Source organism: Paractinoplanes atraurantiacus, from assembly GCF_900215205.1.
Classification (GTDB): Bacteria; Actinomycetota; Actinomycetes; order Mycobacteriales; family Micromonosporaceae; genus Actinoplanes; species Actinoplanes atraurantiacus.
Genome location: NZ_OBDY01000017.1, coordinates 1 through 14,187 on the forward strand (window position 1 = coordinate 1; position 14,187 = coordinate 14,187).

General features: G+C 69.8%; 16 protein-coding genes. 9 read left to right on the forward strand and 7 right to left on the reverse strand.

Going from position 1 to position 14,187, the window contains the following annotated elements; translation table 11 throughout:
- A partial coding sequence (locus tag CRP55_RS30795) for an FAD-dependent monooxygenase (protein ID WP_179855399.1) occupies positions 1–617 on the forward strand: 617 nt, incomplete at its 5' end.
- Here the strand turns inward: CRP55_RS30795 and CRP55_RS30800 are convergent.
- Complete coding sequence (locus CRP55_RS30800; RefSeq protein ID WP_097324381.1) at positions 610–2,766, reverse strand: elongation factor G-like protein EF-G2; 2,157 nt, start codon at positions 2,764–2,766, stop codon at positions 610–612. The two genes, CRP55_RS30795 and CRP55_RS30800, sit on opposite strands and share 8 nt — an antisense overlap.
- A gap of 173 nt (positions 2,767–2,939) precedes the next feature.
- Between CRP55_RS30800 and pgsA the strand changes: the two genes are divergently transcribed.
- The 4 genes from pgsA to CRP55_RS30820 all read left to right on the forward strand — a co-directional run bounded on the left by pgsA (position 2,940) and on the right by CRP55_RS30820 (position 6,218).
- Positions 2,940–3,617: a phosphatidylinositol phosphate synthase gene (gene pgsA, locus CRP55_RS30805; protein WP_097324384.1), complete on the forward strand. Its 678-nt coding sequence runs from the start codon at positions 2,940–2,942 to the stop codon at positions 3,615–3,617.
- A 26-nt stretch (positions 3,618–3,643) separates the two neighbouring features.
- The gene (locus CRP55_RS30810) at positions 3,644–4,477 is read left to right on the forward strand and encodes a phosphatidylinositol mannoside acyltransferase (protein ID WP_438865829.1); all 834 of its coding nucleotides are present in this window, start codon (positions 3,644–3,646) and stop codon (positions 4,475–4,477) included.
- A 10-nt stretch (positions 4,478–4,487) separates the two neighbouring features.
- Positions 4,488–5,630, forward strand: a complete 1,143-nt coding sequence (locus CRP55_RS30815) for a glycosyltransferase family 4 protein (RefSeq protein ID WP_097324388.1) — start codon at positions 4,488–4,490, stop codon at positions 5,628–5,630.
- A 66-nt stretch (positions 5,631–5,696) separates the two neighbouring features.
- Positions 5,697–6,218: a hypothetical protein gene (locus tag CRP55_RS30820; RefSeq protein ID WP_179855400.1), complete on the forward strand. Its 522-nt coding sequence runs from the start codon at positions 5,697–5,699 to the stop codon at positions 6,216–6,218.
- Positions 6,219–6,539: 321 nt separating this feature from the next.
- Here CRP55_RS30820 and CRP55_RS30825 read toward each other — a convergent pair whose 3' ends face one another.
- The 5 genes from CRP55_RS30825 to CRP55_RS30845 all read right to left on the reverse strand — a co-directional run bounded on the left by CRP55_RS30825 (position 6,540) and on the right by CRP55_RS30845 (position 10,821).
- Positions 6,540–7,781 carry an IS256 family transposase gene (locus tag CRP55_RS30825; RefSeq protein ID WP_097324391.1) on the reverse strand — a complete coding sequence of 414 codons (1,242 nt, stop codon included), beginning with the start codon at positions 7,779–7,781 and terminating at the stop codon, positions 6,540–6,542.
- Positions 7,782–8,676: 895 nt separating this feature from the next.
- Positions 8,677–9,573, reverse strand: a complete 897-nt coding sequence (gene pdxS / locus CRP55_RS30830) for a pyridoxal 5'-phosphate synthase lyase subunit PdxS (protein WP_097324394.1) — start codon at positions 9,571–9,573, stop codon at positions 8,677–8,679.
- 92 nt (positions 9,574–9,665) lie between these two features.
- Complete coding sequence (fliQ, locus tag CRP55_RS30835) at positions 9,666–9,935, reverse strand: flagellar biosynthesis protein FliQ (RefSeq protein WP_097324397.1); 270 nt, start codon at positions 9,933–9,935, stop codon at positions 9,666–9,668.
- A 65-nt stretch (positions 9,936–10,000) separates the two neighbouring features.
- Positions 10,001–10,405, reverse strand: coding sequence for a VOC family protein (locus CRP55_RS30840; RefSeq protein WP_097324399.1), 405 nt, complete (start codon positions 10,403–10,405; stop codon positions 10,001–10,003).
- Positions 10,402–10,821 carry a helix-turn-helix transcriptional regulator gene (locus CRP55_RS30845; protein WP_143235016.1) on the reverse strand — a complete coding sequence of 140 codons (420 nt, stop codon included), beginning with the start codon at positions 10,819–10,821 and terminating at the stop codon, positions 10,402–10,404. Before CRP55_RS30845 ends, CRP55_RS30840 begins: the two co-directional genes overlap by 4 nt.
- A gap of 22 nt (positions 10,822–10,843) precedes the next feature.
- On the opposite strand from CRP55_RS30845, the gene pdxT reads away from it, so the two are divergent.
- From pdxT to CRP55_RS30865, 4 genes are all read left to right on the forward strand, one after another.
- Positions 10,844–11,440, forward strand: coding sequence for a pyridoxal 5'-phosphate synthase glutaminase subunit PdxT (gene pdxT, locus CRP55_RS30850; RefSeq protein WP_097324401.1), 597 nt, complete (start codon positions 10,844–10,846; stop codon positions 11,438–11,440).
- 17 nt (positions 11,441–11,457) lie between these two features.
- Complete coding sequence (locus tag CRP55_RS30855) at positions 11,458–12,210, forward strand: YebC/PmpR family DNA-binding transcriptional regulator (protein WP_097324404.1); 753 nt, start codon at positions 11,458–11,460, stop codon at positions 12,208–12,210.
- A gap of 74 nt (positions 12,211–12,284) precedes the next feature.
- Positions 12,285–13,094: a Uma2 family endonuclease gene (locus tag CRP55_RS30860; protein ID WP_097324406.1), complete on the forward strand. Its 810-nt coding sequence runs from the start codon at positions 12,285–12,287 to the stop codon at positions 13,092–13,094.
- Complete coding sequence (locus tag CRP55_RS30865) at positions 13,094–13,501, forward strand: PIN domain-containing protein (RefSeq protein ID WP_097324409.1); 408 nt, start codon at positions 13,094–13,096, stop codon at positions 13,499–13,501. Before CRP55_RS30860 ends, CRP55_RS30865 begins: the two co-directional genes overlap by 1 nt.
- Positions 13,502–13,558: 57 nt before the next feature.
- Here the strand turns inward: CRP55_RS30865 and CRP55_RS30870 are convergent, their stop codons facing one another.
- Positions 13,559–14,095, reverse strand: coding sequence for a hypothetical protein (locus CRP55_RS30870; protein WP_097324413.1), 537 nt, complete (start codon positions 14,093–14,095; stop codon positions 13,559–13,561).
- Positions 14,096–14,187: the final 92 nt, after the last annotated feature.

Below are 14,187 nucleotides of genomic sequence, written 5' to 3' on the forward strand. Positions count from 1 at the left end.
CGATCTTCACCACCGAGAACACGCTCGGGATCGACCGTGAGGAGGTCATGTACTCGGAGCCTGGGCGCCTGATCTTCGCGTACGCCATGGGCGGGCCGGCCCGAGTCGGAATGATCTTCGCGTCAGAAACGGGCGAAGGCGGTAAAAAGGCGGTCGCCGAGGCGTTCCGGGGCGGCGGCTGGCGGACCGCGGAGCTCGTCGCCGCCATGCAGAAAGCGGACGACCTCTACTTCGACTCGCTGAGCCAGGTCGAGGCGCCGCGCTGGTCCTCCGGGCGCGTCGTGCTGCTCGGCGACGCCGCGCACTGCCCGTCACCCGCCTCCGGGCAGGGCACCAGCCTGGCCCTGGTCGGCGCGCACGTGCTCGCCGAGTCCCTGGCCGGCGGCGGCGACCACGCGGCCGCCTTCGCCGCGTACGAGAGCCGGATGCGCCCGTACGTCGCCAAGAACATGGAGTTCGGCCGCCGGATGATCAAAGACATGGTTCCCGGCGGCCGCTTCACCATCGCGTTCCGCAACTACGGCATGCGCACCCTCAAGTTCCACCCGCGCAAGGAGCAGGTGATCGAGAAGGTGCTCGCGCCCCTGCACGAGGCGGCGAATGCGATTGCTATTTAGAGCTGTGGTCTTTCCGTACGCCCTCGGCCAGGTGGGCGGGCATCGGCTCGTGGCGGACGTACGTGCGGGTGAAGGTGCCCGAGCCGGACGACAGCGCGCGCAGCTCGACCGCGTAGCGGACCAGCTCGGTGGCCGGCACCTCGGCCCGGACCAAGCTGTGGTCGCCGTCGTTGTCGGTGCCGAGCGGGCGGCCGCGGCGGCCGGAGAGGTCGCTCATCACCGAGCCGACGTAGGTGTCGGGCACCCGCACGACGATCTCGTCGATCGGCTCGAGCAAGGTCACCTGTCCGGCGCCGGCCGCCTCGCGCAGGGCCAGCGCGCCCGCCGTCTGGAACGCGGCGTCGGACGAGTCGACGCTGTGCGCCTTGCCGTCGTGCAGCGTGACCCGCAGGTCGACCACCGGATAGCCGGCGACCAGCCCGCGTTCGAGCTGGGCCCGCACGCCCTTCTCGACCGAGGGGATGTAGTTGTGCGGCACCGCGCCGCCCACCACCTTGTCGACGAACTCGAAACCGGAGCCGCGCGGCAGCGGCTCGACCGTGATGTCGCAGACCGCGTACTGCCCGTGACCGCCGGACTGCTTCACGTGCCGGCCGTGTCCCTTGGCCTGGCAGCCGAAGGTCTCGCGCAGCGGCACCTTCACCGGCTCGGTGTCGAGCTCGACGCCGCCGGAGCGCAGCCGGTCGAGCACCACGTCGGCGTGTGACTCGCCCATCGTCCACAGCACCAGCTGGTGGGTGTCGGCGTTGCGCTCGAGGCGCATGGTCGGGTCGCCCGCGACCAGCCGGGCCAGGTTTTTGGCCAGGGCGTCCTCGTCGGAGCGGGACTTAGCGACCACGGCGATCGGCAGCAGCGGCTCGGGCATCGACCACGGCTCCATGAGCAGGGGCTGCTCCTTGCCGCTGAGCGTGTCACCGGTCTCGGCGCTGCCCGATTTCGTGATCGCGCAGATGTCGCCGGCGATGGCGTACGGGACCTCGCGCAGCTGGGCGCCGAGCGGCGAGTAGACGTGGGCGACCCGCTCGTCGGCGTCGTGGTCGGGGTGGCCGCGCTCGGACAGGCCGTGCCCGGAGACGTGCAGGACCTGCTCGGGGCGCAGCGTGCCGGAGAAGACCCGGACCAGTGAGACGCGGCCCACGTGGCGGTCGATCGTGGTCTTGACCACCTCGGCCACCAGCGGGCCGCCGGGGTCGCAGGTGAGCGGCGGCCGGGGGGAGCCGTCGACCCCGGTGATCACCGGCAGCTCGTGCTCCAGCGGCGACGGGGCGCCGGTGACCAGGCCGTCGAGCAGCGCGTCGAGCCCGACGCCGGTGCCCGCGCAGACCGGGATGACCGGGTAGAAGTTGCCCCGGGCGACCGCCTTCTCCAGGTCCGGCACGAGGGTGGCGGTGCTGATCAGCTCGCCGCCGAGGTAGCGGTCCATGAGGGTCTCGTCCTCGCTCTCGGCGATGATGCCCTCGATCAGCGCGTTCCGGTCGTCGGAGATCGGGTTGAGGTGCTCGCGCTCGGCCTCGCGCTCGCGCGGCGGATAGCCCTCGGAGTAGTCGAGCACCCGGAGCGTGACCAGCCCGATCAGGCCCACGACGGACTGGCCGTCGTCACCGAGCATGGGCTGGTAGATCGGCATCACGTTCTCGCCGAACTTGTCCTGGCAGTCCTCGAGCGTCTGCTCGTAGTCGGCCCGCGGGTGGTCGAGCCGGGTGATCGCCACGGCGCGGGGCATGCCGACGGCGGCGCACTCCTCCCACAGGGCGGCGGTGGCCTCGTCGACGCCGTCGACGGCCGAGACGACGAAGAGCGCGGCGTCCGCGGCCCGCAGGCCGGCGCGCAGCTCCCCGACGAAGTCGGCGTAGCCGGGCGTGTCCAGGAGGTTGATCTTGGTGTCGTGGTAGCTGAGCGGCGCGCAGGACAGCGACACCGAGCGCTGCTGGCGGATCGCGGCCGGATCGTGGTCGGACACCGTGGTGCCCTCGGTCACCGAGCCGGCCCGCGAGATCGTGCCGGTGGCCGCGAGCAGGGCCTCGACCAGGGTCGTCTTCCCCGAGCCGGAGTGTCCCACCAGCACCACGTTGCGTACTCTGCCGGGCTCGGTCACCACCGGCGCCGTGGCGCCGTTGAGCCCCTTCTCCGAGGAGGTCTTCTGCGCCATTGCGGCCGCTCCCGTCGTTTCTTGACTGTTACGAGCGTGTTGGTAAATCCCACACCCAGCGGTATGGGGCTGGCAACCCTTTGTAATTGGCAAACGGCGCAGATAGAACGATACGGCCACGGTCGCTTGCCGAGGCGCCAGGACCCCTGGCTCGCCGATAAGGTGGTCAGGCCATGGCAAAGATCGTCCAAGTCTCCGCGCGCGCCGTAGTCGCCTACGGCGTCAACCCCACCGCACGCTTCCTGCTGCGCGTCGGGGTCACGCCCAACGCCGTCACCATCGCCGGCACCGTCGGTGTGCTGATCGGCTCCTACTTCGGCGCGATGGGTCACCTGTTCTGGGCGACCTGGATCGTCACCGCCTGCGCGCTGACCGACGTGCTCGACGGCACGATGGCCCGCATGCGCGGCGGCGGCGGCAAGTTCGGCGCCCTGCTCGACTCGTCGATGGACCGGATCGCCGACGCCGCCGTCTTCGGCGCTGTCGCGTTCTATCTGGCCGGCGAGGGCAACCCGTACGGCGGCATGGTCGCGGCCCTGGTGAGCCTGGCCGCGGGCCAGGTCGTGTCGTACGTGAAGGCGCGCGCCCAGAGCCTCGGGCTGAACGCCGACGTCGGCATCGCCGAGCGCCTCGAGCGGCTGGTCATCGTCGGCATCGGCGGCCTGCTCGGCAGCGCCGGGCTCGAGTGGGGCCTGCCGGCCGCGCTCTGGGTGCTGGCCGCCCTGTCGATCGTCACGATCTTCCAGCGGATGATCGCGGCGAGCCGCTCCGACCTGCCCGCCGGCGCGCACACCGAGCCGACCGTGGCCGACTCGCCGGTCGCGGTCCCGCCGAAGGATCCGACTGCGTGAAGGACGGTCTGATCGAGTTCGGCTACATGGCCGGGTGGCGGCTGGTGCGCGCCCTGCCGCTGCCGGTCGCCCGCCGCTTGTTCCGGGCCGCGGCCGACCAGGCGTACAAGAAGAACGGTCCTGGCACTCAGCGGCTGCGGCGCAACCTTCAGCAGGTTGTGCCCGACCTGCCGGACACGCTGGTCCGGGACGGCCTGCGCTCGTACGCGCGGTACTGGATGGAGGCCTTCCGGCTACCGACGCTGAGCAGGCAGCAGGTCGTCGACGGCTTCCACATCTCGCCCGAGCACTACGACTGGCTGAAGACGGCCATGGCCGACGGCAAGGGCGTGGTCCTGGCCCTGCCGCACACCGGCAACTGGGACGCGGCCGCGGCCTGGGTCGTCTCCAACGGCTGGCCCATGGTCACCGTGGCCGAGCGGCTCAAGCCCGAGGGCGTCTACCGCCAGTTCATGGCGTACCGCGAGAAGCTCGGCATGGAGGTGGTCCCGCTCACCGGCGGTCGGCGGGCGCCGCTCGACGTGCTGGCGGAACGACTCCAGCAGGGCTACGCGGTCTGCCTGCTCAGCGACCGCGACCTGTCCCGCAGCGGCGTCGAGGTCGAATTCTTCGGCGGCCGTACGAAGATGCCGGCCGGCCCGGCCATCCTGGCCATCCGCACCGGCGCGCCCCTCTACGGCGTCAACCTGTCATTCACCGACACCCAGACGGTCGCCGTGCTGCGGCGGGTCATTCCGCCGGCCGAGGGACCTTTGGACGTACGGGTCAAGCAGACCACCCAAATGCTGGCCGATGCTTACGCCGAGGGCATCGCCGAGCACCCGCAGGACTGGCACATGCTGCAGAAACTGTGGCTGTAGGGGGAGTGCCATGCGGATCGGGATCGTCTCGCCCTACTCGTTCGACGTGCCCGGCGGCGTGCAGAACCACATCATGGACCTCTCCGAGGCCCTGATCGGTCTCGGGCACGAGGTGTCGGTGCTGGCGCCCGCCGACGAAGACGCGGACCTCCCGCCGTACGTGGTGCCGGCCGGCCGCGCGCTGCCGCTGCCCTACAACGGCTCGGTGGCCCGGATCGCCTTCGGCCCGGTATCCACGGCCCGGGTGCGGCGCTGGCTCAACCGGGGCCGGTTCGACGTGCTGCACGTGCACGAGCCGATGACGCTCAGCCTGTCGCTGCTGGCCGTGCTGTCGGCCCGCGGCCCGGTGGTGGCGACGTTCCACACGGCGATGACCCGCTCCCGCGCCCTGTCGGCCGCGCAGGGCCTGCTCCAGCTGGTCGTCGAGAAGATCACGGCCCGGATCGCGGTCAGCGAGCTCGCCCGCAAGGTGCAGGTCGAGCACCTGGGCGGGGGAGCGGTGGAGATCCCGAACGGGGTCGCGGTGGCCAAGTTCGCCGACGCCAAGCCGATGGACGGCTGGCCCGGCGAGGGCGGCACGCTGGGCTTCCTGGGCCGCTTCACCGAGCCCCGCAAGGGCTTCGGCCTGCTGCGCTCGGCCTACGTGACGCTCGCCCGGCAACGTCCGGGCCTGCGCCTGCTGGTCGCGGGGCCCGGGGACCGGGACGACCTGTACGGCGAGATCCCGGCCGACCTGCACGACCGCGTGACCTTCCTCGGCCTGGTGTCGGAGGCCGACAAGGCGCGCATGCTGCGCAGCGTCGACGTCTACGTGGCCCCGAACACCGGCGGCGAGAGCTTCGGCATGATCCTCACCGAGGCGATGGCGGCCGGCACCGCGATCGCGGCCAGCGACCTGGACGCCTTCCGCCGGGTGCTGGACGGCGGCCGGGCCGGCGCGCTGTTCCCGACCGGCGACTCGTCGGCCCTGTGCGTCCTGCTCGACACGCTGCTGGACGACCCGAAGCGCCGGGCGGACCTGTCGGCGGCGGCTCGCTCCGCCGTCGCCGTCTTCGACTGGCCGAGCGTGGCCCAGCGGGTGCTGGAGGTGTACGCGACGGCCATCGAGGCCACCGACGGCCGTGTGATGGACGACGAGCCGTTCACATCCTGAGTTCCGGCTGTGACGGGCCGGACATGCCCTAACATGCGCGAGCGCCGGGGCACTACCATTCCCGCCATGTGGTGGGTCCTGGCTGTCGTCGCGGTGGCGGCACTGCTGACGGCATATCTGGGCTGGACCGCCCACCGCGTCGAGCGGGTCCACGTCCGCGCCCAGTCGGCCGAGCGCGCCCTCGACGCTCACCTGATGCGCCGCGCGGCCGCGGCCGCGGTGGTGGCCGAGCACGGCGACCACGTGGAGCTGTACGCGGCCGCCCGCCTGGCCCTCGACGCGGCTCCCGGCGACCGCGAGTCGGCCGAGAACGACCTGACCCGCCAGCTGAACGCGGTGACCCTGACCGAGACCGACCCGGCCGGCCGCACCCTGACCGCCACAAGCCGCCGCGTGATCCTGGCCCGCCAGGTCCACACAGACACGGTCCGCGACGCTTTGACGGCCCGCCGCCGCCCCCTGGTCCGAGCCTTGCGCCTGGCCCGCCGCTACCCACGCCCGCAGTACTTCGACATCGAAGACCCGGCCCTCCCGACCACGGTGGTCCCCGCTCCCACGGCCCCACCAGTCCCCCTCGAAACGGTCTGACCCTCCACCCCGCCACGCCCTTCCGGCGCGCGGCCCACGTTCCGCCGCGCCAGGCCCGTCCGGTGCGCGGGCGCTTTCCGCCGCGCCGGGCCCTTCCGGCGGGGAGATGCGGTTGGCTCTCCTGCGGGAACGCGCGCTGGCCCGTCCGGCGCGGCCCACTCTCCGCCGCGCCACGCCCTTCCCTCACCGGCCACACCCTTCTTGCACGGTGGCGCGGTTCGCTCTCCCATAGGGACGCGAGCCGGCCCTTCCAGCGCGGCCCGGGTCACGTCCGCTGGCGTGGTGTAAGAGTCGGCCATCGCTGATCCGTGTGAGTTGATGTTATGCGGCGATCTCGGCGGGTTGGTCGGCTTCGTCGTCTTGGCTGGTGGTGACTGGGATGAGGCGGGCTTTGCGGAGCAGGTCCAGGCCCATGTAGCGGCGTCCTTCGACCCATTCATCGGTCTGCTCGGCCAGCACGGCGCCGACCAGGCGGATGATCGCGGCCCGGTTCGGGAAGATCCCGACGACGTCGGTGCGCCGCCGGATTTCCTTGTTCAAGCGTTCCTGCGGGTTGTTCGACCAGATCTGGCGCCAGAGCTCGCGCGGGAACGCGGTGAACGCGAGGAGGTCAGCTTGGGCGTCATCGAGGTGTTCGGCCGCGTCGGGAAACTTCTCGGCGATGGTGTCCAGCACGCGAGCGAACTGGGCTTTGACCTCGTCGGTGTCGGGCTGGTCGAAGACGGTGCGGACCATGGTGGCCACCCATGGCTGCGCCGATTTGGGAACTTTGGCCAGCAGGTTGCGCAGGTAGTGGGTGCGGCAGCGCTGCCAGCCGGCGCCGGGCAGCGCGGCGCCGATCGCGGACACCAGGCCGCGGTGGGCGTCGGAGACCACGAGGCGGACACCGGCCAGGCCGCGGGCGGTCAAACTGCGCAAGAAGGCCAGCCAGCCGGCCCCGTCCTCGTCTGAGCTGATGTCCAGGCCGAGGACTTCGCGGCCGCCGTCGGCGTTGACCCCGACCGCGATCAGCGCGTGCACGTTGATCGTGCGGCCGTGCTCGCGGACCTTGATGACCAGGGCGTCGACCCAGACGAAGGTGTAAGGGCCGGCGTCCAAGGGCCGGTTGCGGAACGCTTCGACCTGGGCGTCCAGATGGCGGGCCATCTCGCTGACCTGGCTCTTGGACAGCTGCTTGATCCCGAGTTGCTCGACCAGCTTTTCGACGCGCCGGGTGGAGACACCCAGCAGATAGCTGGTTGCCACGACGCAGACAAGGGCTTGTTCGGCGCGGCGGCGATGTTGCAGCAGCCAGTCCGGAAAGTACGAACCTTGCCGCAGCTTCGAGATGGCCAGCTCGACGGTGCCGGCCCGGGTGTCCCAGTCACGATGCCGGTAGCCGTTACGCGAGTTGGTCCGTTCCTCGCTGCGTTCGCCGTACTCGGCCCCGCACACGGCGTCGGCCTCGGCGGACATCAGCACGTCGGCGAAGGTTTTCACCATCGCGCGCAGTAGATCAGGGCTCGCCGATTGAAGATGCTCGCGCAACAGCTGCGCGACGTTCAGACTCGGTTCTGCGGCCATCGCAGGCTTTCTCCTTCGTGATCTTCAAGCAATCCGAAGGATCTGCGATGGCCGCCTGTGTTCACCGGAAAAGACCAGTTCATACACCACTTCGGTGGACGCGACCGCGGCCCGCTCTCCGCCCCGGCACCCTTCTCGCATGGGTGGCGCGGCTCGCTCGCCCACAGAAAGGCGCGCCGGTCCTTTCCGCGCGGCGCGCTTTCCGCTGGAGCGCCCAGCCTGTTCTCTCTACGGAGCCGGCGCGGCCTGCTCTTCTCTGTGAGGCGTGCGGCCTGCTCTTCTCGGTGAGGCGCCGGCTGCTCTTCTCTGAGGGCGCGCGGCCCGCCCTTCCGTGTGGCCTGCGCCTCGATCCTCTCCCTCAAGCACGACCGCGGGAGGAATCCGATTTATCCGTATCTGGGGATTTTTCGGGGGCGAGTCTGGCAAGGCTGTTTGGCCATGGTCGGTCGGGCATGCCCGTTTGAGGGAGGCCGCTCGAGGCAAGCCGGTTGGGCGGGGTGGGCAGGACCAGTCGGAGGTGATGAAGTCGGGGGCCTGAGGCCGATGGCGGCAGGGCCAGTCGGGGTTGAGGCCGGTTGGGGCGCGGCCAGTCGGGGATGGGGCCGGTTGCGGGCAGGGCGAGTCGGGGGTGGCGCTGGTTGTGGTGGGGCCAGCCGTGAGAGGGGCTAGTTGTGCTGTCCAGGGAAGTTGGGGTGGGGCCGGTTGGGGGCGGGCTGGTCGGGTTGCCTGCCGAACCGGCCGTAGGTCGGTGAGGAGGGTGAGTTGCAGCTAGCCGGTCGCTGCGGCGGGGGCGGGGAGGGTTTGGCGGTGCGGTGTCGTTCCCGTACCGCTGAAAGAGCCTGAAAGCCCCGGTTTCCTCGGCGAGAGGGGAAAACCGGGGCTGACGGACGTACGGTTACCAGCCGCGCTCGGCCAGGCGGTGTGCTACGGGGACGTCGTCGACGTTGATGCCTACCATGGCCTCGCCCAGGCCTCGGGAGACCTTGGCCAGCACGTCCGGGTCGTCGTGGAATGTGGTCGCCTTGACGATGGCGGCGGCGCGCTGGGCGGGGTTGCCCGACTTGAAGATGCCGGAGCCGACGAAGACGCCCTCGGCGCCCAGCTGCATCATCATGGCGGCGTCGGCGGGGGTGGCGATGCCGCCGGCGGTGAACAGGACGACGGGGAGCTTGCCCAGCTCGGCGACCTCCTTGACCAGGTCGTACGGGGCCTGGAGCTCCTTCGCCGCGACGAACAGCTCGTCCTCGGGGAGGGTCTGCAGGCGGCGGATCTCCTGGCGGATCTTGCGCATGTGGGTGGTGGCGTTCGAGACGTCGCCGGTGCCGGCCTCGCCCTTCGAGCGGATCATGGCCGCGCCCTCGGTGATGCGGCGCAGGGCCTCGCCCAGGTTGGTGGCGCCGCAGACGAACGGGGCCGTGAAGTTCCACTTGTCGATGTGGTTGGCGTAGTCGGCGGGAGTCAGCACCTCGGACTCGTCGATGTAGTCGACGCCGAGCGACTGGAGGATCTGCGCCTCGACGAAGTGGCCGATGCGGGCCTTGGCCATCACCGGGATGGAGACGGCGTTGATGATGCCGTCGACCATGTCGGGGTCGGACATGCGGGACACGCCGCCCTGGGCGCGGATGTCGGCCGGCACGCGCTCGAGGGCCATGACCGCTACCGCGCCGGCGTCCTCGGCGATCTTCGCCTGCTCCGGGGTGACGACGTCCATGATCACGCCGCCCTTGAGCATCTCGGCCATGCCGCGCTTGACGCGGGCGGTCCCGATGGCGGGCTTGTTGTCGGACATGGGAATCGGCTCCTCACGCAGGGATGTCGGTGCCGAGAAGCGTAGGCAGCGGCGGGGCACCAGACGATGGCCAATCGACCCCCAGGTGGCCCTTAAGCGAGCAGCTGCGGGATCCGGGCGAAGAGCTGCTCGGTGTACGTGATCATCTCGTGCAGCATCCAGTTGCCCGAGAACAGCAGGGCGGCGCCCACGGCGGCCGCCTTCGGGACGAAGGAGAGCGTCGCCTCCTGGATCTGGGTCACCGACTGGAACAGCGAGATGGCGAAGCCGACGACCAGCGCGGTGATCAGCGTCGGCGCGCACATCTTGGCCGCGATGGTCATCGCCTGCAGGCCCAGCTCCACGATCATCGTGTCGGTCATACCCTGCTGTTCGGGCCTTTCGGGAGCCTGTCGAGTGCGAGACGGTTGCGAAACGGTTAGAACCCTCAGGTCCGCGGCTCGACGAGCACCAGCCAGTTGCCGCTGTTGTCGCGCATGACGGCCTCGACGCCGTACGGCCGCTCGGAAGGCTCTTGAAGAAAGACCACGCCTGCGGCGCTGAGTTCGGCGTACGTCTTCTGGCAGTCGTCCACACGCAGGCCGAAGCCACCGATCTGGCCCGACTCGAGCTGCTTGCGCACGAGATCGGCGGCCTCGGGGGACAGGGGTGGGCCGGGAACCATGAGGGTGACCTCGAGCTCGGGCTGGTTCGGATGCGCGATGGTCACCCAGCGGAACTCGCCCAGCCGGGTGTCGACGCGCGGCTCGAAGCCGAGGTGCTCGACGTAGAAGTCGCGGGTGGCGTCCTGGTCGAGGCAGTAGACGGTGGTCAGCGAGATGTTGAGAATCATGGGCCGACGCTATGCCCGTCTCGGCCGGCCGCGCTTCTCCCCGATTGCGGTATGACGCCGCGCATGAACAGGTAGCAGCCGGGGATGTGGGGCTGGCCGTCGGCGAAGCGGCGCTGATAGGCGGCCGGGCTCTCGCCGACCAGCTCGCTGAAGCGCGACGAGAAGGAGCCCAGCGACGAGAAGCCGACGGCCATGCAGACCTCGGTGACCGTCAGGTTGGCGTGCCGGAGCAGGTCCTGGGCGTGCGCTATGCGGCGGCGGGACAGGTAGTGGATGGGCGTGTCGCCGTACGCCGCCCGAAACGCCCGTACCAAATGAAACCGCGACATGCCCGCTAAGAGCGACAAATCGCTCAGCGTGATCGGACCGGCGGAATGCCGGTCGATGTGGTCGCGCACCCGGCGCAGGGCGAACACACAACGAGCCTAAGCTGGCCCGGTGAACATCGGAGTGCTGGCCCTGCAGGGCGACGTGCGCGAACACCTGGCCGCGCTGGCCGAGAGCGACGTCCTGGCCCGTCCGGTCCGGCGGCCCGAGGAGCTGGCCGACGTCGAAGCCCTGGTCATCCCGGGCGGCGAGTCGACAGCGATCAGCAACCTGGCCGTGTCGTTCGGCCTGCTCGACCCGATCCGCAAGCGCATCGCCGACGGCATGCCCGTCTACGGCTCCTGCGCGGGCATGATCATGCTGGCCTCCACGGTGCTCGACGGACGGCCCGACCAGGAGTCCTTCCAGGGCATCGACATGACCGTGCGGCGCAACGCATTCGGCCGGCAGGTCGACTCGTTCGAGGCCCCGGTGCACATCGACGACATCGCCGGCGACGATTTTCACGCCGTTTTCATCCGCGCGCCATGGGTCGAGGAGGTCGGCGGCGACGTGCGGGTGTTGGGCCGCGTGAGCGACGGACCCGCCGCCGGTAGGATTGTCGCCGTTCGGCAGGGCAACCTGCTCGCCACGGCTTTCCACCCGGAGCTCACCGGCGATCTTCGCGTCCACCGGTACTTCGTCGAGATGGTCCGCCAGGCCGCCTGACACCACGGAGGTTTTGCATGTCCGGCCACTCCAAGTGGGCGACGACCAAGCACAAGAAGGCCGTCATCGACGCCAAGCGCGGCAAGATGTTCGCCAAGCTCATCAAGAACATCGAGGTCGCGGCCCGCACCGGCGGTGGGGACCCGGCGGGCAACCCGACGCTCTACGACGCCATCCAGAAGGCGAAGAAGAGCTCGGTCCCCAACAACAACATCGACAACGCGGTCAAGCGGGGCTCCGGCCTCGAGGCCGGCGGCGCCGACTGGCAGACGATCATGTACGAGGGCTACGGCCCCAACGGCGTGGCGCTGCTCATCGAGTGCCTGACCGACAACCGCAACCGCGCGGCGACCGAGGTGCGCACGGCCCTGACCCGCAACGGCGGCACGTTCGCCGACGCCGGCAGCGTGTCGTACCTGTTCAACCGCAAGGGCATCGTGATCGTGCCGAAGGCGGGCCTGAGCGAGGACGACCTCATGATGGCCGTCCTCGACGCGGGCGCCGAGGAGATCAACGACCTGGGCGAGTCCTTCGAGGTGGTCAGCGAGCCGACCGACATGGTCGCGGTCCGCACGGCCGTGGTCGACGCCGGCATCGAGTACGACTCGGCCGAGTCCTCCCTGGTCCCGACCATGACGGTGCCGGTCGACGAGGAGGCCGCCCGCAAGGTCTTCAAGCTGATCGACGCCCTCGAGGACTGCGACGACGTCCAGAACATCTTCGCCAACTTCGACGTCAGCGACGAGGTCATGGCGGCGATCGACGCCTAGTCCCGCGCCTAGTAGTCTGGCGGGGCCGGTCGCATCAGCGACCGGCCCCGTTTCTGTGTCTCCAGGAGGCACCGATGATCGACGACGGCGATCGGCTGGGCCCGGATTCCCCGTACGAGATGCACGACGGCAAGGTCGTCGCTCTCCGGTTGACCACTTTCCGGGAGAAGGAGCTGACGAGGCGGCTTGTGAGCGCCCTGCATGCCGTCGGCCTCGAGGCTTTCCAGCGTCCCGGCATCCACGGCGACCGGCCGGAGGACTGGCGCCTGCCCGACGTCGGCGTCGTCATGGAGCTGCCGCCCGATCCCGCAGGCTGCACGTCTCTGCCCGGTGAGGCCTTCAGGCTGGTGGCCGAGGTGGTCGCCGAGGGCGAGGAATGCGGCGAGCGAATGGACTGGTACGCCCGCCGCGGCATCCCGGAGTGCTGGGTCGTCGTGATGCCCCGGGGCGGTGATGGCGAGGCCGTCGTCGAGATTCATCGGCGAGTGCTCCGCGGTGAGCGTCCTCGGTACGAGCTGCGGCGTCGCGCCTCGCTTTCGCAAATCGAGAATGATCTTTCAAGTTGGCACATCGGTCTAGCGACTAGTAGTCCCGTGACCACTATCTTGATGGAGGGCGGGACGAACGAAGGAGAAGATCCGGTGACAGAACTCGCAATCAGGCCGCCTGTCGAGGTGGCGGAAGACGGCGTGGCCCTCGACCAGGACCTGCTTGAGGAGGCCCAGCGCCAGATCCAGGCCACTTCGCCCACCGCGGCGATGAACGAGGCTCTCCGGCGGCTGGTCGAAACCGAGCGCGCGAAGCGCCGCGCGGCAGGGGAGCGGCTGCGGCAGATGGTGGCGGAGGGGGCGTTCAACTTTCCCGACGATGACGAGGTCGACTGATGAGATACCTCGTCGATGCGAGCGCGCTGATTCGCATCCTCAGGAGTCAGGTGGATCCCGCCTGGGAGGAGTTGGCCGACCGGGGGCTGATCTCGATCTGTGAGCCGGCTCTGGCGGAGTCACTGAAGACGGCGGAAGCCCAGCGATACGCCCAAGCCGAGGAGGAGGTTGCGCGGAAGTACCCTCCGGTGACCGTGCCCGAGGACATCTGGGAGCAACTTGCCGAAACCCGCCGGGAACTCGCGCGGCATGCGGTTCATGGTGGGCCGTCGGTGGTGGACATAGTGATCGCCCTGACCGCGATGCGGCTCAAGTTGACGGTGCTGCACCAGGATCGTGACTTCGAGACGATCGGGAAGGTGGTTCCCGAGCTGCGGCAGCGGTCGATCAGGACGGCGCCCGACTAAAGGGTAATGGCCGTGATCGATGGCAAAGGGGTCGCTGCGTTGTGGGGCGGCCCCTTGTCAGTAGTCGGTGGAGATGGACGTCATGAATTGGATCATTGCGGCTATCAGGAGGATGCCGCCGACTATCAGGCGGCCCGCTCGGTGCCAGAGCTGGCGGCGGTAGGCCTGGACCCACGCTATTCCCGCGTCGGCGGTGGCCTCCACGCCTGAGCGGTGGGTGTCGGGGAGCAGGCCGGCCTTGCGCAGGGCCAGGGACGCTCGGGGGCCGGAGCGGCTGTAGTAGGAAGCGGGTGGGGGCAGCACCCGTACGTCAATCTCGTAGATCTGCTCGTCTCGCCACTGCTTTGTCCTCGTGGCCAAGCGGTGGGTCATGTAGTCGGCGGCCGCGTGAGGGTGACCCAGCAGGCGGCGGCGCCAGATCAGGCGGCGCCAGTGGCAGGCCACGTCGGCCAGCACGTCCATGTAGAGGTGGGCGGCCTCGTGGTCGCCGCCGACGAGGCGGAGCGTCTCACGGCGCAGGTCGTTGACGTGCAGGGCGACGAACGTGACGTAGTCCGGTGGCGGCTCGTCGTCCATGGGCGGCACGAGATACATGGGCTCACCCCCTCCCGGACATCGTCGGGGCGTGTCGCTGCGGGGCGCAAGAGGGGCGCGTACTAGGGTGTCGAACACACGTACGTGAGGCA